This window comes from Pseudenterobacter timonensis (assembly GCF_900021175.1).
Classification (GTDB): Bacteria; Pseudomonadota; Gammaproteobacteria; order Enterobacterales; family Enterobacteriaceae; genus Enterobacter; species Enterobacter timonensis.
This window is the reverse complement of sequence record NZ_FCOP01000011.1, coordinates 1,171,918-1,195,296: the sequence shown is the minus strand read 5'-3', so window position 1 is coordinate 1,195,296 and position 23,379 is coordinate 1,171,918. Positions and strand designations below refer to the sequence as shown.

21 protein-coding genes are annotated in these 23,379 nt (G+C 58.4%); 5 read left to right on the top strand and 16 right to left on the bottom strand.

Annotated elements, in window-relative coordinates:
• The first annotated feature begins 22 nt into the window (after window positions 1–22).
• The 3 genes from ltaE to BN3796_RS11965 all read left to right on the top strand — a co-directional run bounded on the left by ltaE (window position 23) and on the right by BN3796_RS11965 (window position 3,575).
• The gene (gene ltaE, locus BN3796_RS11975; protein WP_061708550.1) at window positions 23–1,024 is read left to right on the top strand and encodes a low-specificity L-threonine aldolase; all 1,002 of its coding nucleotides are present in this window, start codon (window positions 23–25) and stop codon (window positions 1,022–1,024) included.
• Between the two features lie 9 nt (window positions 1,025–1,033).
• Complete coding sequence (locus tag BN3796_RS11970) at window positions 1,034–2,473, top strand: SDR family oxidoreductase (RefSeq protein ID WP_061708549.1); 1,440 nt, start codon at window positions 1,034–1,036, stop codon at window positions 2,471–2,473.
• An 88-nt stretch (window positions 2,474–2,561) separates the two neighbouring features.
• Window positions 2,562–3,575, top strand: a complete 1,014-nt coding sequence (locus BN3796_RS11965) for an NAD-dependent epimerase/dehydratase family protein (protein ID WP_061708548.1) — start codon at window positions 2,562–2,564, stop codon at window positions 3,573–3,575.
• 328 nt (window positions 3,576–3,903) lie between these two features.
• Here BN3796_RS11965 and BN3796_RS11960 read toward each other — a convergent pair whose 3' ends face one another.
• The 15 genes from BN3796_RS11960 to gspC all read right to left on the bottom strand — a co-directional run bounded on the left by BN3796_RS11960 (window position 3,904) and on the right by gspC (window position 20,114).
• Window positions 3,904–5,703 carry a glycoside hydrolase family 19 protein gene (locus BN3796_RS11960; RefSeq protein ID WP_061708547.1) on the bottom strand — a complete coding sequence of 600 codons (1,800 nt, stop codon included), beginning with the start codon at window positions 5,701–5,703 and terminating at the stop codon, window positions 3,904–3,906.
• Between the two features lie 118 nt (window positions 5,704–5,821).
• Window positions 5,822–6,274 (bottom strand): type III secretion system invasion protein IagB, encoded by a 453-nt coding sequence (iagB, locus tag BN3796_RS11955; RefSeq protein ID WP_061708546.1) that lies wholly within the window; start codon window positions 6,272–6,274, stop codon window positions 5,822–5,824.
• 83 nt (window positions 6,275–6,357) lie between these two features.
• Entirely contained in the window at window positions 6,358–9,033 is a 2,676-nt protein-coding gene (locus tag BN3796_RS11950) for a glycosyl hydrolase family 18 protein (RefSeq protein ID WP_061708545.1), read from the bottom strand.
• Between the two features lie 252 nt (window positions 9,034–9,285).
• The gene (locus tag BN3796_RS11945) at window positions 9,286–10,125 is read right to left on the bottom strand and encodes a prepilin peptidase (protein ID WP_061708544.1); all 840 of its coding nucleotides are present in this window, start codon (window positions 10,123–10,125) and stop codon (window positions 9,286–9,288) included.
• The gene (gspM, locus tag BN3796_RS11940) at window positions 10,122–10,607 is read right to left on the bottom strand and encodes a type II secretion system protein GspM (RefSeq protein WP_061708543.1); all 486 of its coding nucleotides are present in this window, start codon (window positions 10,605–10,607) and stop codon (window positions 10,122–10,124) included. Before gspM ends, BN3796_RS11945 begins: the two co-directional genes overlap by 4 nt.
• Entirely contained in the window at window positions 10,604–11,743 is a 1,140-nt protein-coding gene (gene gspL / locus BN3796_RS11935) for a type II secretion system protein GspL (RefSeq protein ID WP_061708542.1), read from the bottom strand. Before gspL ends, gspM begins: the two co-directional genes overlap by 4 nt.
• 14 nt (window positions 11,744–11,757) lie before the next feature.
• Window positions 11,758–12,768, bottom strand: a complete 1,011-nt coding sequence (gene gspK, locus BN3796_RS11930) for a type II secretion system minor pseudopilin GspK (protein WP_061708541.1) — start codon at window positions 12,766–12,768, stop codon at window positions 11,758–11,760.
• A complete protein-coding gene (gspJ, locus tag BN3796_RS11925) occupies window positions 12,765–13,415 on the bottom strand; it encodes a type II secretion system minor pseudopilin GspJ (RefSeq protein ID WP_061708540.1) in 651 nt (216 codons plus the stop codon). Before gspJ ends, gspK begins: the two co-directional genes overlap by 4 nt.
• The gene (gene gspI, locus BN3796_RS11920; protein ID WP_061708539.1) at window positions 13,412–13,792 is read right to left on the bottom strand and encodes a type II secretion system minor pseudopilin GspI; all 381 of its coding nucleotides are present in this window, start codon (window positions 13,790–13,792) and stop codon (window positions 13,412–13,414) included. The genes gspJ and gspI overlap by 4 nt, the downstream gene beginning before the upstream one ends.
• Entirely contained in the window at window positions 13,785–14,267 is a 483-nt protein-coding gene (gene gspH / locus BN3796_RS11915; protein ID WP_061708538.1) for a type II secretion system minor pseudopilin GspH, read from the bottom strand. Before gspH ends, gspI begins: the two co-directional genes overlap by 8 nt.
• Complete coding sequence (gene gspG, locus BN3796_RS11910) at window positions 14,267–14,716, bottom strand: type II secretion system major pseudopilin GspG (RefSeq protein ID WP_061708537.1); 450 nt, start codon at window positions 14,714–14,716, stop codon at window positions 14,267–14,269. Before gspG ends, gspH begins: the two co-directional genes overlap by 1 nt.
• Before the next feature lie 2 nt (window positions 14,717–14,718).
• Window positions 14,719–15,927 carry a type II secretion system inner membrane protein GspF gene (gspF, locus tag BN3796_RS11905; protein WP_061708536.1) on the bottom strand — a complete coding sequence of 403 codons (1,209 nt, stop codon included), beginning with the start codon at window positions 15,925–15,927 and terminating at the stop codon, window positions 14,719–14,721.
• Window positions 15,927–17,402 carry a type II secretion system ATPase GspE gene (gspE, locus tag BN3796_RS11900; RefSeq protein WP_061708535.1) on the bottom strand — a complete coding sequence of 492 codons (1,476 nt, stop codon included), beginning with the start codon at window positions 17,400–17,402 and terminating at the stop codon, window positions 15,927–15,929. Before gspE ends, gspF begins: the two co-directional genes overlap by 1 nt.
• A gap of 12 nt (window positions 17,403–17,414) precedes the next feature.
• Window positions 17,415–19,331, bottom strand: coding sequence for a type II secretion system secretin GspD (gspD, locus tag BN3796_RS11895; RefSeq protein ID WP_061708534.1), 1,917 nt, complete (start codon window positions 19,329–19,331; stop codon window positions 17,415–17,417).
• Window positions 19,332–19,343: 12 nt separating this feature from the next.
• A complete protein-coding gene (gene gspC / locus BN3796_RS11890; RefSeq protein WP_061708533.1) occupies window positions 19,344–20,114 on the bottom strand; it encodes a type II secretion system protein GspC in 771 nt (256 codons plus the stop codon).
• 256 nt (window positions 20,115–20,370) lie between these two features.
• Between gspC and BN3796_RS11885 the strand changes: the two genes are divergently transcribed.
• Together BN3796_RS11885 and BN3796_RS11880 are read left to right on the top strand one after the other, a co-directional pair.
• A complete protein-coding gene (locus BN3796_RS11885; protein ID WP_061708532.1) occupies window positions 20,371–21,924 on the top strand; it encodes a peptidoglycan-binding domain-containing protein in 1,554 nt (517 codons plus the stop codon).
• Window positions 21,924–22,559: a hypothetical protein gene (locus BN3796_RS11880; protein ID WP_061708531.1), complete on the top strand. Its 636-nt coding sequence runs from the start codon at window positions 21,924–21,926 to the stop codon at window positions 22,557–22,559. Before BN3796_RS11885 ends, BN3796_RS11880 begins: the two co-directional genes overlap by 1 nt.
• Here BN3796_RS11880 and BN3796_RS11875 read toward each other — a convergent pair.
• On the bottom strand, window positions 22,556–23,179 hold the full coding sequence (locus BN3796_RS11875; protein WP_061708530.1) for a helix-turn-helix domain-containing protein: 624 nt from the start codon (window positions 23,177–23,179) through the stop codon (window positions 22,556–22,558). The genes BN3796_RS11880 and BN3796_RS11875 overlap by 4 nt on opposite strands.
• Between the last annotated feature and the right edge of the window lie 200 nt (window positions 23,180–23,379).

Sequence of the window (23,379 nt, the reverse complement as noted above, 5' to 3'; positions counted from 1 at the left end):
TTACTGAGACAAGGGATGTGAGATGATCGATTTACGCAGTGATACCGTAACCCGTCCGGGCCGCGCCATGCTGGAAGAGATGATGGCCGCCCCGGTCGGGGACGATGTGTACGGTGATGACCCGACGGTTAATGAACTACAGCGCTACGCCGCCGAACTGAGCGGCAAAGAGGCGGCGCTGTTCCTGCCCACCGGCACCCAGGCTAACCTGGTGGCGCTGCTGAGCCACTGCGAGCGCGGTGAAGAGTATATCGTCGGCCAGGGGGCGCATAACTATCTCTATGAAGCGGGCGGCGCGGCGGTGCTGGGCAGCATCCAGCCGCAGCCGATTGACGCCGCACCGGACGGCACCCTGCCGCTCGATAAGGTCGCCGCCAAAATCAAGGCTGACGATATCCATTTTGCCCGCACTAAACTGCTGAGCCTCGAAAATACCCATAACGGCAAGGTGCTGCCGCGCGACTACCTGAAAGCGGCGTGGGAGTTCACCCGCGAGCGCAGGCTCGGGCTGCATGTGGATGGGGCGCGCATCTTCAACGCCATCGTGGAGTATGGCTGCGAACTCAAAGAGGTGGCGCAGTACTGTGACTCCTTCACCATCTGTCTCTCCAAAGGGCTGGGCACCCCGGTGGGCTCCCTGCTGGTGGGTAACGCCGACTACATCAAGCGCGCCAACCGCTGGCGCAAAATGACCGGCGGCGGCATGCGTCAGGCGGGCATTCTGGCGGCGGCGGGCCTTTATGCGCTGAAACATAACGTGGCGCGCCTGAAAGAGGATCACGAGAACGCCGCGTGGCTGGCAGCGCAGCTGCGCGAAATCGGCGCGGAGGTGATGCGCCACGACACCAATATGCTCTTTGTCCGCGTGGGCGAAGAGAATGCCGCCGCGCTGGGCGAGTTTATGAAGGCGCGCGGCGTGCTGATTAACGCCTCTGCGGTGGTGCGGCTGGTGATGCATCTTGACGTCAGCCGCGAACAGCTCGCGGAGGTGGTTCAACACTGGCAGGCGTTTTTGCAACGCTGAGGAGTTCACGTGCCGCAACGGATTCTGGTCCTCGGGGCCAGCGGCTACATCGGCCAGCATCTCGTCCGCGCCTTAAGCCAGCGCGGGCATCGGGTGCTGGCGGCGGCACGCAACGTCGGGCGGCTGCAAAAGCTGGCGCTGGCGAATGTCTCCTGCCACACGGTGGATCTCAGCTGGCCTGACGATCTCCCCGCCCTGCTGGCGGGAGTGGATACCCTTTACTATCTGGTTCACGGCATGGGTGAAGGGGGCGATTTCGTCGCGCACGAGCGCCAGACGGCGATGAACGTGCGCGACGCGCTGCTGCTCGCGCCGGTCAGGCAAATTATCTTTTTAAGCTCGCTCCAGGCGCCCGCGCACGAGCAGTCCGACCACCTGCGCGCGCGCCAGCTCACCGCCGAGACGCTGCGCGGGGCGGGCATCCCGCTAACGGAGCTGCGGGCGGGCATTATCGTCGGCGCAGGCTCCGCCGCGTTCGAGGTGATGCGCGACATGGTCTACAACCTGCCGCTCCTCACCCCGCCGCGCTGGGTGCGCTCGCGCACGGCGCCCATCGCGCTGGAAAACCTGCTTTATTACCTGGTGGAGCTGTTAAACCATCCGGCAGATCATCACCGCGTACTGGAGGCCGCCGGGCCGGAGGTGCTGAGCTATCAGGCGCAGTTCGAGCAGTTTATGCGGGTCAGCGGCCGGCATCGTCCATTGATCCCCCTCCCCTTCCCCACCCGCTGGATCTCGGTCTGGTTCCTGAACGTTATCACCTCTGTACCGCCCACCGTGGCAAAAGCGCTGATTCAGGGGCTGAAGCACGATCTGCTGGCGGACGATCGCACGCTGCGGGCGCTGATCCCCCAGCCGCTGCTCCGCTTTGAGGATGCGGTTCGCCAGACGCTGAAAGAGGAAGAGAAGCTGGTTAACTCCAGCGACTGGGGTTACGACCCGCAGGCGTTTGCCCGCTGGCGGCCCGAGTATGGCTACTACCCCAAACAGGCGGGTCATACGGTGAAAACCTCCGCCAGCCGTGCGGCGCTGTGGGCGGTTGTCAACCAGATCGGCGGTAAGGAGCGCTACTTCTTTGGTAACATTCTTTGGCAGACGCGGGGCGCGATGGACAATCTGGTGGGGCACCGGCTGGCGAAAGGGCGACCGGATCGCCCCTGGCTTGCGGTCGGCGACAGCGTCGACAGCTGGAAGGTGATCATCGTCGAGCCGGAAAAAAAGCTGGCGCTGCTGTTCGGCATGAAGGCGCCGGGCCTTGGCCGGCTCTGTTTTACCCTGCGGGACAAGGGCGATTACCGCGAGCTGGACGTGCGCGCGTGGTGGCATCCGCACGGTATGCCGGGGCTGTTTTACTGGCTGCTGATGATCCCGGCGCACCTGTTTATCTTTCGCGGTATGGCGCAGCGTATTGCCAGCCTGGCAGAGCAGCAGACTGTAAAGTCTGAATAAAACTCTTATTCTTTCACCTTCCCCATTGCATCAGCGCGTAAATCACGAAAGAATGCGCACGAAATTCTTTCTAACACAATGGATCGATATGAAGGTTCTGGTTACCGGCGCCACCAGCGGCTTAGGCCGAAACGCGGTCGAATTTCTTCGCAGTAAAGGCATCAGCGTCAGGGCGACCGGTCGCAACGAAGCGATGGGTAAACTGCTGCAAAAAATGGGCGCCGAATTTGTCCATGCAGATCTGACTGAGCTGGTCTCTTCGCAGGCGAAGGTGATGCTGGCCGGAATCGACACGCTGTGGCACTGCTCCAGCTTTACCTCCCCCTGGGGTACTCAGGAGGCGTTCGATATGGCAAACGTCCGGGCCACCCGCCGTCTGGGAGAGTGGGCCGTCGCCTGGGGCGTACGCAACTTTATCCATATCTCCTCTCCGTCGCTCTACTTCGATTACCACCACCACCGCGATATTAAGGAAGAGTTCCGCCCCGCGCGCTTCGCCTGCGAGTTTGCCCGCAGCAAGGCGGCAGGCGAAGAGGTGATCGACCTGCTGGCGCAGTCGAACCCCCACACCCGTTTTACCGTACTGCGCCCGCAAAGCCTCTTCGGGCCGCATGATAAGGTCTTTATCCCGCGCCTGGCGCAGATGATGCACCATTACGGCAGCGTGCTGCTGCCGCGTGGCGGCGATGCGCTGGTGGATATGACCTACTACGAAAACGCCGTCCATGCCATGTGGCTGGCCAGCCAGCCCGCATGCGACAGGCTCATTTCCGGGCGCGCCTATAACATCACCAACGGCGAGCCGCGTCCGCTGCGCAGCATCGTGGAGAAACTGATCGATTCGCTCAATATTCACTGCCGCATTCGTTCAGTGCCCTACCCGATGCTGGATATGATCGCCCGCAGCATGGAACGTCTTGGCAGTAAATCGGCGAAGGAGCCTGCGCTGACGCACTACGGCGTGTCGAAGCTTAATTTTGACTTCACGCTGGACATCACCCGCGCGCAAGAGGAGCTGGGCTATCAGCCCATTGTGACGCTGGATGAGGGAATTGAACGCACGGCGGCATGGCTGCGGGATCACGGCAAGCTGCACCGCTAACTTCCTCATTTAAAAAAACCGATGACGGGTTTTGTATGCCGGGTAAGGCTTCGCCGCCACCCGGCATAACCGAGGCACCACGCTTAAACCCGATGCCTGATGGCGCTTCGCTTATCAGGCCTACAGGTGGGTTCTGTATATCGCCGCCACCCGGCATAACCGAGGCACCACGCTTAAAACCGATGCCTGATGGCGCTTCGCTTATCAGGCCTACAGGTGGGTTCTGTACATCGCCGCCACCCGGCATAAGCCGTGGCAACAAACTCAAACCCGACGCTAACCTTTCCCCTGATAAAAAACGGCAACCTTGCGGTTGCCGTTATCTCACTTACAGTGCGCTCCAGGCTTCTGCCCATGCCAGACCGGCACCCGGTTCATAATAGGCTGGCGCGTTATTACACCAGCCGCTGTACGGGAAAGGCTTACACTGGAACAACTTACCGTGGTTGTTCACGATATCCCCCGCCTTATACTTGCTGTTCGCGCTCCAGGCCGGATAGGTTTCATCCTCTGACGGCGTCGCCGCTTTCGCTTTCACGTTCAGCAGGTAGGAGGTGGTGCTGCTCAGCTCGCCGTCGCTCACGGTCAGGCTAATCTCCACCTGCTGGGGCGTCGCCGCTTCCGGCGCGTTAAAGGTTACCACCGCTTTATCCAGGCCTGTCACGGTCTGACCATCCTGCGAACGCCATGTATAGGTCAGCGGATTACCATCTTCATCCGTCGACCCTTCGGCGCTAAGGGAAACCTTCGCACCGGCGTCTACCGCGCCGATAGGTCCGGCTATATGCGCTACTGGCGCATGGTTGACCGCTGGCGGCGGCGTATCGTCTGACGGCGTATTATCTTCCGGCGGAACCGGCGTTACATCATCCGGCTTCTGGTCGTCCGGGTCGGTGGCAGAGCCATCATCGTTAACGATGTTCACGTTAAAGAATTTCTGCACGCATTTGCTGTAGTCGCCCTCTTTGAAGGCGCTGAACGGCGTCTGATAGCCCACCAGCTGGCAGGCGTAGGTCTTGCCGTCCGGCGTATCACTGCTCCATCCCCAGTCCTGTTCCCAGTAAATCTTCAGCGCGCCGGCGCCACCTTCGTCAAACTGCTTCATATTGGCGCAGCCGAGTACTTCATCGGGCGCGACTGGCACCTTCAGGTAGTTAGCAAACTCTTTGTAGTATTTGATACGGTTCTGCGACTGCGCAATTTCCGTCGGCCCGCCGCACTCCACGCCGCCATTGATGATCTGGGTGGTCACGCCAAAGCCCGGCACCAGGCCGTTCGCTTTATCGTGATCGTTCGGCTGCCATGTTCCGTCAATCACCTGCAGCATGCTCGGTTTTGGCGGCTGCGGGTAGGCAAAGAAGAAGATGGCGCTCGCCAGGTTCAGCCAGGTGTCCGCCACCAGCTCCGGTTTATCCAGCAGCGTGCGCACGTCGCCATACATCGCTTCAGAGAAGGGGCCGTAGTTGTAGTTATAGGAGAGCTGCTTCGCGCCGCGGCCAAAGTAGCTTAAGAAATCACCCTCTTTATCTTTGCCGCACGGCCAGGTCTGCCCCTGCCAGACATCCGGGTTACACTCCCCGTTATAGCCGCCCTTCTGGCCTTCGCTCCAGCCCATTTCACGCACGTAAACCAGCGCCTGGCGCCATTCAGCTTCCGGTCGCCAGCTTTCGTGGCCGCCGGTTTCCTGGGCAAAGTGGGCAAACATGGTGGCCAGCTCTTTACGGCAGATCGCCTCGCTGTCGCGACCGTCGGTATAGGTGTCGCACAGCGCCGGGAATTTACCTACCGCCTTCAGGAAATTGCTGTAGCTGTACTCTTTGGCGCGCAGCGGGAAGAGATACTCCCAGTCGCTCTCTTTAAGGATACTCTCCACGCGCTTGACGTTCGCCGGGTTGGAAGCTTTACCCGGTTCGATCTGCTCCACCAGGCTGTTATCCAGCGTGCGGATAGTCGCCTTGACCGACTGCATCAGCGGAAAGTTGGTCAGCTCTTTCTCTTTGTTCGCCAGGTCGCTGGCTTTCATGGTATAGGGTTCGCTGCTGGCGGCCTGCAGGGTATCCGCCTGGGCCATCAACGGCGCCACGCAGGCCCCCGCAATCAGTAGACTCAATAATGTCCGCTTGCTCATATATTTTCCTTTCACGTTAACTATGACAAACCGGTTTATTAATCCTTATGAAATAAACCGCGGTATTTATTTTTCATTTTTTGAAGAACACCCTCGGGGGATCCTTCAAAAAATAAAATCAGCCGGGCGCTTTTTCATGCGCGTGTTGTTTAATTTGCTGATACTGTCGCCAGACTTTTCGGGCATAGACCATTCGCCTGGGGAAATTCTCCGGTTTTAATCCGGCGTTATAGGCGCCCACCGCTTCCCAGTTATTTCCATAAACCTTGATCATGTCTGATAAAATAGAGGCTCCGACCATAACGGAGGTACAGGGCTCCATCGTTAAACGATATTCATCAATTCCCTGGCGCTTCAGCGCCGGAAAATGCGAGCTGTTAATTTGCATTAACCCCACATCCCGGGTGCCGTCTGAATTTTGTCCTACCGCGTAGGGATTCATTCCTGATTCGACATGGGCGATGGCATATAACAGCCAGGGATCCACATGGTAATAATGCGCTGCCCGGTCCCAGCAGTTTGCCAGCGCGCTTTGGCTTAAAAGAACAAGTAAAAAAAGCCACCGCTTCATCTTTTCACCTGCGCCTCCTTTTCTCGCACCGCCATAAACAGGCCACGTCCGTCACCGGACGCGGCCTCTTCTGTTATGAGCGATTATTTACAGTCAGGCGATGCGCCCTCTTTCACCCATACATCGCTATTGCCGGGCTTATCACCGCGGGTCCACCACTTCGCACGGTAGAGGTTACCTTCGTAGGTGGTGGTGTCGCCGCCGTTATAGACCACATCGGAACGCCAGTTGAACTGCACCTGGCTGACCATTTCCCACGCGTCCACACCGAAGCCAGGCTGGTTGCCCTGCGTCCAGTACTTCGCTTTCCAGACCAGATGGTCGAAGCTCACGGTATCGCCGTTGTTGTAGATTTTGCTGGCATCCCACGCCGCATATTTGCTGGCGTTGGCATCAACCGGCTTATCACAGCTGCCCGGCGTGGTGTCGTCCGCAGGAGGCGTCACATCGTCATCCGGCGGCGTTACGTCGTCAGACGGTTTGGCTGCTGGCTTAACGGTGACCTGCACGTTGGACTGCACGCTGGTTTTACCGTCGCTCACCACCACGCTGAGGGTGTAGCTGTTTTCAGCGCTTACTTCCGGCGCAGTGATATTGACGTTGGCGGTATCGGTACCGGTGGCGTTCATATCCGCCGGGACGCTCCAGGCATAGGTCAGCGCATCGCCATCCGGGTCAACCGCTTCCGCATGCAGGGCGTAGCTCTGACCCGATTCCAGCGTCACGGACTGCATCTGGTTAATGACCGGCGCCTGGTTCGCTTTCGGCGCTTTGTTCACCACTTCCACGTCAATCGCGTTGCTCAGCCCTTTGGCATCGGTCACGGTCAGACGGAACGCCAGGGTCTGGTCGCTGGTGACCGCCGCCGCGTTGAAGGTCGCCTTCGCCCTGGTGCTGTTGGTCAGCGTCACGGTCGGGCCGGAAATCTGGGTCCATTTATAGGTGATAGCATCGCCATCCGGGTCGGTGGAGGCAGAGCCATCCAGCGTTACCGTTGCCGGGCCCGTCACCTTCTGATCGGTGGCGGTCGCTACCGGCGGATGGTTGGTCTCCACCGGATCAACCGGCGTCGGGGTGCTGCCCAGCAGGCTTTCGTTCATCGCGTTCAGGATATCGCCGTTATCGGAGTCGATAGACCAGGCAAAGAGGCCGCCCAGTTTATTTTCCAGAACGTATTTACCTTTCGCTGCGGTAGAGCGCGCATCTTCATAGGTAATCAGATCGCCGGTGGACTTGTTAAAGATGTACGGCGCTTCCGCCTGCGCATCATACTTATATTCCCAGCCCGGCTTGCCTTTGTACTCATTGACGATCTGACGGTAATCCACCACGCCCGGTTCCCAGGTGCCTTTCACCATACCGGTCGCCGTACCGGTGAACGGGTTGTCGCCGGTATAGCCATGCACGCCGGTCCAGCCGCGGCCATACATGGCGGCGCCGACCACAATCTTGCCTGGCTGAACGCCCTGGGCCAGCAGCGCATTCACGCCGTTTTCGGTGGTGTAGTTGGTGTCCGGTTTCCAGGAGGCGCCATGCAGCGCGGCCTGGTGGCCCAGATCGGTGTTGCTCCAGCCGCCGTAGAAGTCATAGCTCATCAGGAAGATGTGATCCATGTACTGCTGCGCCTGGTTGTAATCGACATTTTCGATCTTATCGCGGCCGGCGCCGATGGCGCTGGTCAGCTCATATGTACGCCCCGTCTCTGCGGAGAGCTCATTCAGCATGGCGCGCAGATCGTGCATCAGCGCGGTATAGGTCGCCTTATCCTGCTGCGGGTTACCGGCATCAGGCGTGACGCCGCCGCCGCCCGGGAACTCCCAGTCGATATCCACGCCGTCAAAGAATTTCCAGGTTTTGAGGAAATCTTTCACCGAGCTGACAAAACGGGCGCGAATCGCCGGATCGCCCATATGGAAGAAGGGATCGGAGAGCGTCCAGCCGCCGATGGAAGGCAGAACCTTCAGGTCCGGATGCGCTTTTTTCAGCGCCATCAGCTGACCAAAGTTACCTTTGTAGGGATCATCCCAGCCGGAGACACCCGCCTGCGGTTTCTGCAGGGCAGCCCACGGGTCGTGAATGGCAACGGTAAAGTCCGGACGGCCCGCGCAGTCGCGCTGCAGCACGTTAAAGCTGTTGCCGCCTTCGATGGTTTTCAGACCGTCGTTGATGCCGTCGCCGCCGCAGATTGGAATAAAGCCATAGAGGATATGGTTCAGGTTCGCAGCCGGCATCTTATCGACCGGGAAGTTACGACCATATACGCCCCACTCCGGGAAATAGGCCGCGACCACTTTATCGGTGTGTTTTGCGAAAGCCTTATTATTTTCAGCCATCTTCGTGTTCAGCGGCAGCAGGTGGCTACCGTCGGTATCGGCAACAATAACCAGCTTGCTGGCGCTTCTGGTGCAGCCGCTGTTATTACAGACTTCAACCTGCTCCTGATAACGGCCGCCTTTTTTAACCTTGAAAGTGGCGGAGCCCGACGCGCCAGCGGCGCCGGACCAGACGGTTTTCCCGTCCAGCAGTACTTTCGCCGAGGTCGGCGCGTCGCCGCTCCAGACGTTCCATTCGACTTTAACGTCGGCGCCATCGTGAACCTTCACAAGGCTGTTATAATCCTGGGCAGCCTGATCGACCTCAACAATGGCGAATTTATCATTGCCGCTGCCAATAGAAGGTGTACCTGGCGCCGCAGCAAATACCGGACTGGTCGCTGCCGCTACAAAGAGCGCCAGATATTTAGGCTTCAAAAATTTCATTATTTGTTCCTGATAATTATTTTGAATACAATTAAAGAACCATGCAATCCTTCATGCACAGACGAATTTAAATAACGTTTTATTTAAAACGCAAACAGACCTGAGTGGTAATAAATATATGGCGTATCGCTCCCCTCTTTAGTGGATACCGTAAATCCCGTTTTCTTATAAGTCTTACATTACAGCAGGAGACTTTTTAATTCCCGTCATTCCATTAGCGAAAAGATTTTAAAAAATACTTGACCTACGACTTTAAAATGTGAAATGAAAAGTTTCAGCAATAAAAATAATTATTCCTGCCAGCGCCAGGCAAGGGCCAAAGGGAATATGCCCGTGGCGCTTATCGCCGGGGCGAAAAAGAATAAAGGCGAAAATACCACTGACCGACGCCATCATGACCAGCGCGGGCAGCGCCTGCCAGCTGCACCACGCGCCGAGGGCCGCCAGCAGCTTAAAGTCGCCATAGCCTAGCCCTTCGCGACCGGTCAACAGACGAAAGGTCCAGTAGACCAGCCAGAGCGACAGATAGCCCGCCACCGCGCCGCAGAGGGCATCGGTTAAGGCGGGCTGAGGGAGCGCGGCGTGATAAAGCAGCCCCGCCCAGAGCAGCGGCTGCGTCAGGGCGTGATAAAGCAGCCCCGCCCAGAGCAGCGGCTGCGTCAGGCAGTCCGGCAGCAGCAGCCAGCGCAGGTCGATAACCGCCAGCGGCAGCAGCCCGCACCAGAGCAGCCACAGCCCGCCCAGGGCGAGAGGCGACGGGGCAAAGGCCGCCGTCGTGGCAAAAAAGAGTGCGCTTAGCCCCTCCATCAGCAGCAGGCGCGCCGGGATCGCCGTCTTACAGCAGCGACAGCGGCCACGGAGCACACACCAGCTCAGTAGCGGAATATTCTCCCACCACGCAAGCGAGTGGTCGCAGGCGGCGCAGTGCGAGCCGGGAAAGAGCAGATTTTCTGCACCCTCCTCCCCGCGTACCGCCTGCGGTACGCGCTCGGCCACGACCCCGAGAAAGCTGCCGGCAATCGCCCCCAGCCCGCCGCTGAGCAGACAAAAGGCGGGCAACGCGGTCTCCCGTAGCGCCATTAACGGCATCATGGCGCTTTTTTCCAGCTGAGCGAAATCTGTACGCTGACGTCGCTGACGCGATCCACCGGCTTGAGATCGATCTTGTCCAGCTGAATGCCGGAGGTGTAGTTCATCTCCAGCAGCCAGTTTTTCAGCGCGTAAACGTTCACCCGCTCAATGCTGAAGGATAAAGTTTGCGCCTGCTGCCGGATATCCCGCAGCGTAAAATGTAACGATCTGGCGCTGTTTTCCACCAGGCGGCGGGGGTTGCTGGTCCGTAGCCGCCGCGCCTGCAGATGGTTGCGGTTAATTTCGGCGCGCATCCAGTCCAGCGTCTCTCGCTGTCGATTGATTGTGTTCTGGCTGGCCGTGATGAATTTATCCAGCGGAGCGACCCCGCCGTACCAGACCGCAGCAGAGCAGAGCGCCGCCGCGCAAAGTTTAATAAGCTGCTTCTCCCGCGGGCTGTAGCGCTGGTATCGCGCCGTTAACTGTCTCATTCGCTCTTTCATTTATGCTTCCCTGTGATGATGGCGGTATAAGGCGCGGCGTCCGAGATCGGCTGTAGCGTAAAGTCGAACCATTCGCCGCTGCGGCTCATAAAATCCTCTAATGCCTGCGGGGTGCTGGCCGACAGGCTGAGCGTCAGCTGGTTTTGCGTGTCGTCAAAGGCCATGTCGTCAATCGCCACAGCAGGGACCGCCTGCTGCACGCGCTCAAGGTCGTAGATTTGTAAAAAGATCCCCTTGTTCTCTTTTTTCACATACTGACCAAAGTGGTATTTCAGGTTGGTCGTCTGCCGTAAGGTGGGGAAGTAGTGTCTGGCAAGCTCTACCATCTCCTGCTGAGTCTGGTTCTCCTGCTCTACCAGCATCCACGCCAGCCCGACGCGCGAGCCAAGCAGCAGCCCCAGTCCCAGCACCACTGCCGCCACCATCGCCGGTTTTAAGAAGCGAAAATGTTCCCCGCCTCGGGTGGCAAAAGGGCCGTGCAGCATGTTGGCGCGACACGCCTTCCACTGGGGCTGGATCAGCAGCAGGGGATGCTGCCAGGGCAGCGTCTCTTCCACCGTCACCCCCTCTGGCGCCTTGCCATAGCAACAGACCACCCCGTCGTCCGGCTTGCCTGCCAGCAAGGGCACAAGCCCGGCATCAGCGACGCTGGCGCCAAACGGGGAGTAGCGCAACCAGTAACGCTCCTCCATCTGCAGAAGCGTTATGCCCCCTGGCGCGAGGGGCAGCAGGAAAGCGTCGGGCAGCGCCTGAATCACCTTCAGGCCCGCCGCGTCGCATAGCGTCAGCCAGTGCTGCAGGCGACCGGCGTCAATCGCCACCGCATCCACCTCTCTCCCTTTTTTGTTCAGTACCGTCCAGTGCAGATCGTCCACTTCCCCCATAAGCGTCTCTTCCGCCATCCAGGAGAAGGGGGTGGCCTGGCCGGATAAGCCTTTTTTCGGCAGCGTAAACCGCCGGAAAATCATCTCGTTTGCGGGCAGCAAAAGGCAGACGCGGGAGGCAAGCGGATGGTCAGCCAGCAAGCAAAGCGCCTGCCAGCCGGCCAGGGTTTCCACCTGCGGGCTCCCGGATACACACCATTCTATATTTCCGTCCTCGCGTGTGTCGGGACGAATAAAAAGCACCTGTTTCATAGCGTTGTCTTTTATTATTCAACCATTCGATAGCGACGTTGCCAGGTGATCACCTTGCCAGCTTCAGGGTCGACCTGTAGCTCGCTGACGACGCGCAGCGTTAAATCATCGGTATTTCCGGTACTGCTGAAACGGAAGTAGCGGCTATTTACCGCGATATACTCCTGCGCCTGCGGCAGGATCGCGGCGCTCTGCGGAAAAGCGGTTTCCAGCGCTTTGCTGAACGCTTCCACCGACTCCCAGCCCCCTTCCGGGCGCGATTCCAGCAGACGCTTCGCCTCCTCTTCGCTGAGAGCGTTTTTCAGTAGCGCGGAGAGCAGCGCGGCCTGCTCCGGCTTCAGCGTGTTGACATTCACCTTGCCGCTGACATCCGGCAGGGTGCAGAGCAACTTGCTCACGGCAGGCCACGCCGCCCGCGGAAAGGCGGGCAGCCGCGCAATCTCGTTGGGCAGGCGCATCATCTGGTTCGCCGGGTGCCGCGGCGGCGTCATCCCCGCCAGGCGGTCGCTCTCCTGCTCGCCGGTTGCTGTGGTGCCGTCGCTGTCCAGCTCATCCAGCAGCTGCTGATAGACCTCTTCAGCGGCAACCGTCGTCAGACCGCCGTCAACCAGCAGCTGCTCCAGGATCTGTTCGCGCAGCGGCTTCTCCGGGCGCGCCCCGGGCTCGCTGACAACGGGCGCCTTTTCCGGCGCCAGCAGGCTGTTGACGTTAAAACAGTCCTGCGCGTCCTCCAGCTGGCTGACCACGGTAAAATTATCGCCCTTCGTCTCAAGCGGCTGCGCCCACTCCCCCTCGGGCGAAAGCGCGGCGCTCTCTCCCGTCGCGTAGGTGGTCAGTAACGCTTGTGCCGTCTGCTGCTGGCGTGCAATCGCCCAGCGCAGCTGTTGCTGGCTCACCTGATAGTGCGTTTTTTGCAGATTGCGGCAGAACTGCTGGCTGATTTTGGCCGCCAGCGCCGCCATCATCACCAGCAGGATCAGCACCACCAGCAGGGCCACGCCCCGCTGCCCGCGCGTTGCGCTCATGGCTTGCCTCCTTCGCTCTGTGGCGCGGCCGGTTGCTCAGGCCTCTTTTCTTTATCCGCCGCCTCCTCTGCCGCCTTCGGCATGGCGGGCATATCCCCCGGCGTGGTAAAGATCCAGCGCCAGGTGTCGCCGTTCTCCATGGTGAGGGTCAGCTCCACGCCGTCCGGCTGATGGTCGGTCTCCTGCCAGCGGCTCTGCCAGCCGTCTCGCCAGAAGCGCCACGCCATCGATTTCACACCGCTGAGGATGGGCACCGCTTCAGGTTTCACCCCGGCCGGGCTGTCCATCTCCGGCCAGACGTCGCGCCACAGCCGATGATCCTCCAGCCGCCAGCGCACGCGCTCCATCTGCAGCTGGCCGTTCACCCCATTGAGGGTGGTCAGCACCAGCGCATTCTTCTCCTCCCGAAAGAGATCGGGATCGCTGTAGGGCGCACGCGCCTGAAGCTGAAAAAAATCGCGCTCCAGCAGATTCCAGGCGCGCTGAAGCTGGTTAAGCTTTACGGCGGCCGTATCGGTGGCGTTGCTGGTGCGCATGGCGCCGTCCAGTATTTGCCACGCCAGGGTGGCGATCACCGCGAAAATGGTCAGGGCGATCATGATCTCCAGCAGCGTAAAGCCCTGCTGGCGCGCGGCTGGCCGTTTCATGGCGCCTCCTCAGGATCGGGGATGCGCAGCGCCAGCACCGGCTGGCTCTCCTCCCCTTCGGCAAAGACCTGCACCTCGTCGGCGAAGCGCTGCTTGCCGGTGTCGATGCGCTGCACCCGCCAGAGCCATGTGCGTCCGCCCATGGTTTCGCTTCCCCGCTGCGGCGCCTCGGGAAAGGCGCTGTTCTCAAGCTTCGCCTGAGCTAGCTGATTCTCCGCCACCCAGCTCGCCTGTAGCGTATCGGCCAGGCCGTGGGTAAAACGCACGTTCAGGGAGACGGAGTTCATCAGCGCCAGCGCGGCGGTGGAGAAGATCACCAGCGCCACCATCACTTCCAGCAGGGTCATGCCCTGCATCTTTGCCGTGGGTTTAGTCATTGTTTTCTACCGATACGGGCGGTGCCCCCTGCGACACCACGCTAAAACGTTGCGTTTTATCCAGGCTTTCCAGCGTGAGGCGAAACCGCCCTATCTCCCCGTCCGGCAGGAAAATAATCTGCGGATCGGCCTGCGGCGTGGCCGCCAGCCGCTGGGGGGAGAGCGAGACATGCATCTCTTCGGGAAACTGACCGTGGGTAAGGATCCGGCCGGCGGTTAATTTCTGCCAGCGCCGTTGGCCCTCTTTCACGGTAAAGGTCACCAGCTGATAGTCCGTGGGGGTAATCACCAGGCCGACAATATTCCCGTCCATTACCGCGCGGTCCGAGCCATATTCAACGAGCGATTTTAATTGCTGTCCTAATCGATCCGCCGCATTACGCGAGGGAATAGTGGAAACCACCATCATGGCGCAGCTGGCGAATATCACCAGCGCCAGAATAATTTCCAGCAATGTAAAGCCGCGCTGTTTCATTACTTCTCTTTTTTATCTAAAGACCAGTTGGTAATATCATCGGCGGTATTGGCTTCCCCGTCGGGACCGGCGGAAAAAATATCAACGGCGCCATGTTCGCCGGGACTGACCAGCAGATAGTCATTGCCCCACGGGTCCTGCGGCAGGCGGCGAATATAGCCATCCGCGCGATAGCCTTTCGGGATCGGGGCGATCTCAGGCTTTGTCACCAGCGCCTGCAGGCCCTGTTCGGTGGTGGGATAACGGTGGTTATCCAGCTTGTACATATCCAGCGATCCCTCCAGCGCGACAATATCGCTGGTCGCTTTCTGAATATCGGCTTTCTCTTTATTCCCCATTAAATTGGGTACCACCATACTGGCGAGTACGCCGAGAATAACGATCACCACCATTAATTCGAGTAGCGTAAATCCTGCCTGACGCGTCAGGCGTTGTTGTTTGATAGTCATAATTAACCCACCATATTATTGAGCTGAAGAAGCGGTTGTAATATTGACAGCACGATAAATAGAACGACCGTTGCCATTGTTACCACCAGCGCCGGTTCAAATACCGACAGCGTTAAGGTAATTCGGTGTTGTAATGCGGACTCCTGGTTCTCTGCGGCGCGATCCATTAATGAGCCCAGTTCGCCGCTCTCCTCCCCGGAGGCGATCATATAGAGCATGGTCGGCGGAAAGAGCTTCGCCTGCTCCAGCGCCTGATATAACGAGGCGCCCTGTCGCACGGTATCCGCCGCCTGCTCCAGCAGCTGGCGGGCATAGCGGTTTTCAATGCCGTCCATTGCGATATACATTCCTTCCAGCAGCGGCACGCTGCTGGCCTGCAAAATGCTGAGGGTACGGATGTAGCGGGCGCTGTTGATGGCGCAGACCAGCTTTTTCAGCGGCGAGCGCAAAATCAGCCAGCGGTGATAGCTGAAGCGGTTCTTGTCCGTTTTCAGCCAGACGCGAAAGCCGGTGAATGTCCCCGCCAGCCCGCCCGCGATAAAGAGACCGTAAGCCTGCAAAAAGTCGCTTACGGCAATGAGCGTGCGGGTGGTAAGTGGCAGTTGCTGCTTCATATGGACAAACTGCTCGATCACCTGCGGCACCACCGCCACCAGCAGAATAGCGATCACCGCGATAGCCACCACCGTCAGGGTGATGGGATAAACCATCGCCTGGGTCAGCTTGCTTTTCATTTTCTGGCGCTGTTCGTTGTATTCGGCGAGCTTCTCCAGCACGTCGCCGAGGTGGCCGGTCTTCTCCCCCGCCATCACCAGGGTGCAGTAGAGCTTGTCGAAGGTGCGCGGAAACTGGCTGAAGGCGTCGAACAGCGTATGTCCCTCCACTACCTTATCGCGGATTTCCGTCACCATGGCCGCCAGCTTTTTATCTTCCGTCTGCCGGGAGATCGCCTTCAGCGCGCTCTCCAGCGGCAGGGCGGCGTTCACCAGCGTGGAGAGCTGACGGGTAAACATTGAGAGGGCTGGCGTGGAGAGTCTGGCCCCTTTCTGCGCCCCCTTCCCCGCCCCCGGCCCGCTGGTCTGGACAATATTCACCGGCATCAGCTTCTGTTCGCGTAGCTGCTGCCGGACCTGTTTTGGCCCCTCCGCCTGGAGCGTGCCGCGTCGGCTTTTTCCGGTGCTGTCCGTGGCGGACCATGCGTACCAGGCCATTACGCCTCTCCTCCGCGCTCGGCGGTGACGCGCATCACCTCTTCCAGCGAGGTCACGCCGGAGATCACCTTCAGCAGGCCATTTTCACGCAGGCTGTAGGCGTGTTTAAAAAGCTGCGTTTCCAGCGTCATCTCATCCTGATTTTCGTGAATGGCGCGGCGCATGGCGCTGTCGACCACCAGAAACTCATGAATACCGGCGCGTCCCTGGTAGCCGCTCTGGCGGCACTGATCGCAGCCCACCGCGCGCCAGATCGCCTTCGGCGGGGAGTCCATAAAGCTAAAGAGCGCTTTTTCGTTCTCCTCCAGCGGGCTGGTGGTCCGGCAATGGCGGCAGAGCCGACGCACCAGACGCTGGGCGATCACCCCCAGCAGCGAAGAGCCGATTAAAAACGACTCCAGCCCCATATCCCGCAAACGGGTGATCGCCCCCGCCGCGCTGTTGGTGTGCAGCGTGGACATCACCAGGTGGCCGGTGAGCGACGCCTGCACCGCGATCTGCGCCGTTTCGCCATCACGAATTTCCCCGATCATCACAACATCCGGGTCCTGGCGCAGAATGGCGCGCAGGCCGCGGGCAAAGGTCATATCGACGCGCGGATTGACCTGCGTCTGCCCGACCCCTTCCAGCTCATACTCAATCGGATCTTCCACGGTCAGGATGTTGCGCTCGTGGCCGTTCAGCGCCGAGAGAATGGCGTAAAGGGTGGTACTTTTGCCGGAGCCGGTCGGCCCGGTGACCAGAATGATGCCGTGAGGACGCGCAATCAGCTCTTTTAGCTTCTCCAGCTCCGCGTCAATCAGCCCCAGCTTGTTGATATCGGGCTTGAGATTGCTCTTGTCGAGCAGACGCATCACCACCCGCTCGCCATACTGAGAGGGAATGGTCGAGACTCGCACGTCAATCGCCTTGCGCCCGATGCGCAGCGAAATACGCCCATCCTGCGGCAGCCGCTTTTCGGCAATATCGAGTTTCGACATCACCTTGATCCTGGAGACCAGCAGCGGCGCGAGCTTACGCGCCGGTTGCAGCACCGGGCGCAGCACGCCGTCGACGCGAAAGCGAATGCTCAGCGTGCGCTCGAAGGTTTCGATATGAATATCTGACGCCCCCTCTTTCACCGCCTCTCCGAGAATGGCGTTGATAAGGCGGATCACCGGCGAGTTTTCGTCGTTATCCAGCAGATCTTCGTTGTCAGGGATCTCCTCCGTTAAGGCCAGCAGGTCGATCTCGGCATCCATATCCTCAACCAGCTGGCGGGAGACGCCGCTGTTCTGCTGCCATATTTTGGTGAGCATCTCCTCAAAGGCTTCCCCCGTCAGTAGAACAGGGGTATAGGAGCGCCCCAGCACCCTTTGCACTTCCAGCAGCGCAAACGCGGGGGCATCCTCCCGGGCGTAGACCGTGTTTTGATGCAGCAGCACGCCATGCTCTCTGGCGAAGCTGCTGTCTGTGGCTGTGCTTAACTCATCCATACGCTATCCGCCTCACTCTTTAAACGGATTGCGGGAAGCCGCCGCTGGCGCGACGGAGGCGCTATGCGAGGGATAAGCCGGCAGAATGGCGCTGTCTGGCGCATCAATGATGCCGAGCTTTTTCTCCTCCAGACGCTGCTGCTGGCGCGCGCGGATCTGATCGTACTTCTCCTTCGACGCCGCGCTGTAGGTGTCGTCATCCTGCAGCACGGTGGTATGAATAAAGACCATCAGGTTGCGCTTAGAGGAGTCCTGCGAGGTGTAGCGGAACAGCTGGCCTACCAGCGGCAGATCCCCCAGCAAAGGCACTTTGGAGACGGACTGTTTGGTGACATTCTCCATCAGGCCGCCCAGCACCACGGTTTGCCCGCTATGCACCATCACTTCGTTATTGATGGTGCGGGTGTTAAAGGTAGGGCCGAGGCTGGCATCTTCCGTCGCGCTGGTATCCACGCTGGAGACCTCCTGCTCAATCTTCAGGTGGATCATGTTGCCGTCGTTAATCTGCGGCACAATCTTCAGCTTGGTCCCGACGGTCTTGCGCTCCACGGTGTTAAAGACATTATCGCCGCTGGTGGTCTGGGAGCCGGCCAGAACCGGTACATCCTGACCCACGTTGAAGGAGGCCTCTTTGTTATCCAGCGTCACCACGCTCGGGGTGGAGAGAATATCGTTCTTGCCGTCGGTGGAGAGCGCGGTCATCAGCGCGCCAAAATCGCCGTTAAAGAAACCGGTCGCCAGCCCGGTAAAGTTAGTGGTTTTCGCTTTACCATCCTTGACCTGGCTAATCGGCAGACCGGTGGCGCCAAACTGTGTGCCGCCATGTTTAGTGGTCCACTGTACGCCCAGATCCAGGCCGTTGCCGTCCTGCACCTCGGCGATGATCGCCTCCACCAGCACCTGCGGACGGCGGATATCGAGCTTGTCGATCACTTTCTCCAGCGAGTTCATGACGTTTGGCTGGGCGGTGATCACCAGCGAGTTGGTCGACTCGTCGGCGGTAATACTCAGATCGCCCGCCGGCGCGGCGGATTTGCTCTTCGCAGCGCCTGGCTTCTCCTTCATCTGCTCGCCGATGCCGGTCAGCACCGGCACCACCTTCGTGGCATTGGCATATTTCAGGTAAAAGACGCGGGTATTCCCCTCGTTATTCTGCTCGCGGTCGAGCTGGCGGATCAGCCCCCGGGTTCGCGTGCGCGCCTCTTCCGTACCGCTGATCACCAGGCTGTTCGTTTCGTCATCCGCCACCACTTTGGTTGCCAGCTGCGGCGCGTTCTGCCCTTTTTGTTCCTCGTTATTGAGGTTGTTGAGCATGTCGGAAAGCTCTTTCGCCGAGGCGTAGCGCAGGGGGACAATCTCCCGGCGCTGCATACCGGAGCGGTCCACGCGCTGCACCAGATCCACCAGCCGGTTGACCACGGACGCTTTCCCGGTTAACAGCAGCACGTTGGAGGGTTCGAAATGGACCACGTTGCCAATGCCGCTGGCGTCGTTAAGCTGACGCAGCAGCGGCGCCAGCTCGCGTACCGGCACATTTTCCATGCGCACGACGCGGGTGATGATCTCATCGCCCTTGCCCGGATTGTGGCTGTCGGCCACCGGCGCGCCTGCGGTCCGCGCCACGCTGGAGCGCACCACTTTAATCATGCCGTTATCCATCGGGATCACCGACAGACCGTAGAGATCCAGCACGCTGAGGAAGAACTGATAATATTCATCCTCCGTCAGCACGTTATATGTTCTGACCGAGACGGTGCCCTGCACAGAGGGATCGACCAGAATAGTTTTATTAAGGTTACGGCCAACCGTATCAATAAATTCACGGATATCGGTATTTTTAAAACTGGCGCTAAAATTCGCCGCAATCAGCGAGCTGGAATAGAGTGACAATGCGGTCAGCGCGACGCATGCCCAGGGAAATTTTTTCATGTCTTTCACTTGTTAATTGTTTAAAACATTAACCCAAATATTCTCAAGGTGGGCATGGCGTTTGACGACCACCTCCGCCTCTTTCATTTTTGACCAGCTGGCGACAATCTTTTTTGCCTCCGCCGCTTTCGTCATATCAACGGTATTTACTTTCACCACCACGTCGCCTTTTTGCAGCCCGCTCTGGCTAAAAAAGGAAGAGGCGTTACGTGGATTGATGTTAAAGCCTTCCAGCTGCCCCTGTTCGAAAAAGGGCTTCAGCACCAGATAATCATCCAGATGGAGATTGTCAGCGCCCGGGTCTTTTGTTGACGGCGCCGGGGACTTTTCCGCGTCGCCCCTGAAATAATCGGGCTTTTTCAACGCCAGAACCTGCGGCGCGCCACCGTAATTGACCACGACGTTATCTTGATTAATTTGGGCAACCCAGGCATCGTCAAAACCCGTCAGACTCTCCCCTTCGCGGTAGCTTCGTTGCCCGGCCGGGGTCTTGATCACTGCAAAGGAGAGCCAGGCTTCATCGCTACGGATTATCCCCTCTATCTCCGCCGCCAGTGGCGCTTTGACCGGCGCTGTCGCGGCCGTCTGGTTGAGCGCCGGGGTAAAAAGCGTAAATTTATTCGTCTGCTTCCACAGCGGCGTCAGCGTATTTTCAGTCGACGATAATTTATCGCTGGTTTTTTTATATTCTTTTAAGACGACGTAGCCCTGCTGCCCGCAAAATATAAGCAGAAAAAAGGTTATACAGGGCATTATCAGTCTGGAAAGGAATGGATTCCTCATTATCCTTCTCGCCTTAAACAATGCAGAAATAAGCAGCGTCATGCTGCGCCAATATGTGACTGTAGAGTAATAAGTCGCCTGGCTGACTACCACCCGCTTTGCCATTAACTTTAATGAAGAAATTGATTGACCCGTGAAAAAAGCGATGCTAGCGCTTCGCCACAGAATATTTTTATCCTGTGAGCAAATTGACCCACTTACAGGCCATACCGTAACGTCATCGCTCACCCGATATCCCGCTAAAGAGACGGACGTTATGTATCTGAGTCATTTTAATTTCACTACCCAACCGTTCAGGGCAATTACCCGCGTTACGGGCGAGTTTTTTATTCCCTATCACCAGGACGTATTCGGTTTGCTGAAAGAGAAAAGCAAGGATTCTGGCATTACTGCCCTCTTTAGCGAGGATGCCGCGCTGCTTAGCCGCTTCATCGACGCGCTTAAGGCATGCGAACTTCCGCTGCTGGCGCTCGATGCTTTCCCCGAAACCGGGGGCAGCACGCTGCTCTATAAGCTCAACCCGCAGGCCGGGGCGGAGCTCTCCAGAATGCAGGCGATAGATGCAACGCTGCGTCAGTGGCAGAAGGCGGGTAACGCGAAGGTTGTGGCCATCGCCAATGCACAGGCGCTCAAAGAGAGCGGCGCGGCGCTCCTCGCCAGGCTGCTGACCCGCGCCCGCGAGCTTAACTTTTCGTTGACGATCCTGCTTACGGGCAGCCCCGACGCCGCCGTAACGGCGCATCCGCTGCTGCGGGAGAGTATCCATACCCGCCACACGCTGCGCAGGCTGACCCGTCGCGAAACGCTGGCCTATATTCAGGCCCAGTGTGAAGCGCACGGCGCGCCCGCCTCGCCGTTGACCACCGCCCGGGTGCGCAGGATGCACGCCCTGACCCAGGGACATATCAGCAAGCTGAACGCGCTGGCGCACCTTTCTCTGCTGGCGGCGTGGACCGAACGGGCGGCGCAGGTAAGCGCCCGTCATCTGCGTCTGGCGGCAGGCGAACTGCTTCCCGCCAGAGGGCATAAAGGGCTGGCCACCGCCGGGCTTCTGGCTTCGGCGCTGTTTGCCGCCTGCGGCTGGTACTTCTCAGGCGCCATCAACGCCAGGCTGCCGATACACCTGCCGGAGCCGGCCAGCTGGTCGCAGCAGGCCGTGAAACCCGCCACTCCCGTCGTGGCGCAGATTGATAACGACGTAGTGAATCAGCCCGACGCCATGCACCAGCTTTATCTGATGTGGGGTTATGACGCCTCGGCGGACGAGGCGCTTTGCCAGAACGCCGCCAGGGTGAACCTTGCCTGTAAACAGGGGAAAGCGCCGCTGGAGACGCTGGCCCGCGAGGGGTATCCGTGGATTAGTGAAATCAACACCGGCAACCATATCAACTATGCGGTGGTCGCCCGGGTGGGGGAAGATTCGCTGGATCTGCTGCTGAATAACCGCACCTGGCAGGTGAGCCGACGCTGGTTTAATCAACACGCTACCGGCAACTTTACGCTGCTGCACCGTCTGACGCCGGACGGCAAAGCGGCGATTAGTGCCGCCAGCAGCCACAACGATATCGGCTGGCTTGACGGCCAGCTCAGCCAGGCGCTGGGCGAGCCGGAGACGCATGCCCGGGCCTGGAGCGCAGAGATGATGCAAAGAACCCGCGCGTTTCAGGAAAAGATGCACCTGGAGGTGGACGGTATTCCCGGCGAGGAGACGCTGATGCAGCTGATGCGCGCGAATAACACCACGCCGCAGCTGCTCCTCCAGAGCTCCCGCCGCCAGGCAGAGCAAACCACGAAAGGGAAGCAATCATAATGTCCACCATTTCTCTTGCTGCCCAGCGCAGCTATACCACCGGCGAAGCGGTCAGGGTTTCGTACCGCCTGCCCCGGCTGAACCATCTTTTCGGCGCGGCGCTGCTCTGGGCGCTGGGCGCCTGCGCCTTTATTCTCGCCGGGCTTTACGCGCACCTTTACTGGCACGAACGCCACCCCACCTCGCAGCCGGTTAAGGCAGAGGTGGTGAAACCCGAGACGCAGCTTTCCGATATGCACTATGTCTGGATTAGCAAACCCTTTCCGCCGCCTGCGCCTGCGTCGGTACACGACCGTCTCACGCCCATGCAGGCGCTACCGCCCGTTACCGATGATGCGGACTGGCAGCAGGCGCCGGAGGGCGAGCTCCCCCGCGCGCGCGCGGAAACCCCGCCGCAGCGCGATGCGCGTCAGGATAGCGCGATCCCTGAAGAGGATGCCGTCAAAGAGGGAGACGAGAGTTCGTTAAAAGCGTTATTTATGCAGGCATTAAAAGAGCAGCAGCAGGATTATTCCCAGGGGAAAATACCCGCGCCGCCCGAGGATGAGACGTCACAACAAAAAAATGAGGAGTTCACTTCGCAAAAAAATAAATCGTCCCCTTTTAAAGAAAAGGAGACGAAGGTGGGGAGTTAATATCTTTCGGGCAGCGTGGTAATATTCAGCAGACGCCCTTTCTCTACCACAATATAGCGACCTTTTTTCAGATCGGAGAGAATTTTAATGATAGTACTACGGGCCAGATTGGTATATTCCTGGATATAGTCATAAACATTAATATCGCGCTGTTGATTAACGATCAGTTCGTTAATTTCCAGTAAAAACTCACGCACAACGGAATAGGCATTACGGGCAACCAGCAGATCGTCACGCTTGCTCATGAGGCAAATATACCATGCCATGACTTCGCTCAGCTCCGGCCACAGGTTCTGCTGAGTAATAACCTCTAAAAACTCCTCTTTACGGATGGAGCGAACCACCGTTTTATCCCGTACCAGCCCGTACATATGGGTAGCTTTATGATAAATAGAGGCGATACCGAAGATACAGTGTCCGCGTAAGGAAAAAACGCACAACTCATCAGACTCACGGCGAAATTCCACATTCCCTTCGAGAATAATATGAATATATTCGCACTCTTTAGTACTGATTTTTTGCCACTTCTTCAGCGTTTTTTCTTCATAAGCGGACGTTGCATTAATAATAGCATCCAGCGCCTTATGCGGACGCAAATTCTGACCGTAGATATTTAACATTATTAGACCTGTTTAAGATTTTTAAAGTTTAGATAAGTTTGATCCCGGCAATAAACCGAATATCAAAAAAATGCCAACTAAATATTACGAAGATATTATGAGAGTCATTCTCATCCCTTAGAGTTTGTTGCGTACATTCCTTAGCAAGCTATGTGTCTATCTTAGATGAGAGCATTTTTAAGTCAATTAACTAAAAGTTA

Bases quoted from the DNA above. Each gene is read 5' to 3' on its own strand.
- BN3796_RS11880 (WP_061708531.1), top strand. From the start codon at position 21,924: ATGTCCACCATTTCTCTTGCTGCCCAGCGCAGCTATACCACCGGCGAA.
- BN3796_RS11945 (WP_061708544.1), bottom strand. From the start codon at position 10,125: ATGATGCCGTTAATGGCGCTACGGGAGACCGCGTTGCCCGCCTTTTGT.
- gspM (WP_061708543.1), bottom strand. From the start codon at position 10,607: ATGAAAGAGCGAATGAGACAGTTAACGGCGCGATACCAGCGCTACAGC.
- BN3796_RS11950 (WP_061708545.1), bottom strand. From the start codon at position 9,033: ATGAAATTTTTGAAGCCTAAATATCTGGCGCTCTTTGTAGCGGCAGCG.
- gspH (WP_061708538.1), bottom strand. From the start codon at position 14,267: ATGAAACAGCGCGGCTTTACATTGCTGGAAATTATTCTGGCGCTGGTG.
- gspF (WP_061708536.1), bottom strand. From the start codon at position 15,927: ATGGCCTGGTACGCATGGTCCGCCACGGACAGCACCGGAAAAAGCCGA.
- gspG (WP_061708537.1), bottom strand. From the start codon at position 14,716: ATGACTATCAAACAACAACGCCTGACGCGTCAGGCAGGATTTACGCTA.
- BN3796_RS11960 (WP_061708547.1), bottom strand. From the start codon at position 5,703: ATGAGCAAGCGGACATTATTGAGTCTACTGATTGCGGGGGCCTGCGTG.
- gspE (WP_061708535.1), bottom strand. From the start codon at position 17,402: ATGGATGAGTTAAGCACAGCCACAGACAGCAGCTTCGCCAGAGAGCAT.
- gspJ (WP_061708540.1), bottom strand. From the start codon at position 13,415: ATGAAACGGCCAGCCGCGCGCCAGCAGGGCTTTACGCTGCTGGAGATC.
- gspL (WP_061708542.1), bottom strand. From the start codon at position 11,743: ATGAAACAGGTGCTTTTTATTCGTCCCGACACACGCGAGGACGGAAAT.
- BN3796_RS11885 (WP_061708532.1), top strand. From the start codon at position 20,371: ATGTATCTGAGTCATTTTAATTTCACTACCCAACCGTTCAGGGCAATT.
- BN3796_RS11965 (WP_061708548.1), top strand. From the start codon at position 2,562: ATGAAGGTTCTGGTTACCGGCGCCACCAGCGGCTTAGGCCGAAACGCG.
- gspI (WP_061708539.1), bottom strand. From the start codon at position 13,792: ATGACTAAACCCACGGCAAAGATGCAGGGCATGACCCTGCTGGAAGTG.
- gspD (WP_061708534.1), bottom strand. From the start codon at position 19,331: ATGAAAAAATTTCCCTGGGCATGCGTCGCGCTGACCGCATTGTCACTC.
- BN3796_RS11875 (WP_061708530.1), bottom strand. From the start codon at position 23,179: ATGTTAAATATCTACGGTCAGAATTTGCGTCCGCATAAGGCGCTGGAT.
- iagB (WP_061708546.1), bottom strand. From the start codon at position 6,274: ATGAAGCGGTGGCTTTTTTTACTTGTTCTTTTAAGCCAAAGCGCGCTG.
- ltaE (WP_061708550.1), top strand. From the start codon at position 23: ATGATCGATTTACGCAGTGATACCGTAACCCGTCCGGGCCGCGCCATG.
- gspC (WP_061708533.1), bottom strand. From the start codon at position 20,114: ATGAGGAATCCATTCCTTTCCAGACTGATAATGCCCTGTATAACCTTT.
- gspK (WP_061708541.1), bottom strand. From the start codon at position 12,768: ATGAGCGCAACGCGCGGGCAGCGGGGCGTGGCCCTGCTGGTGGTGCTG.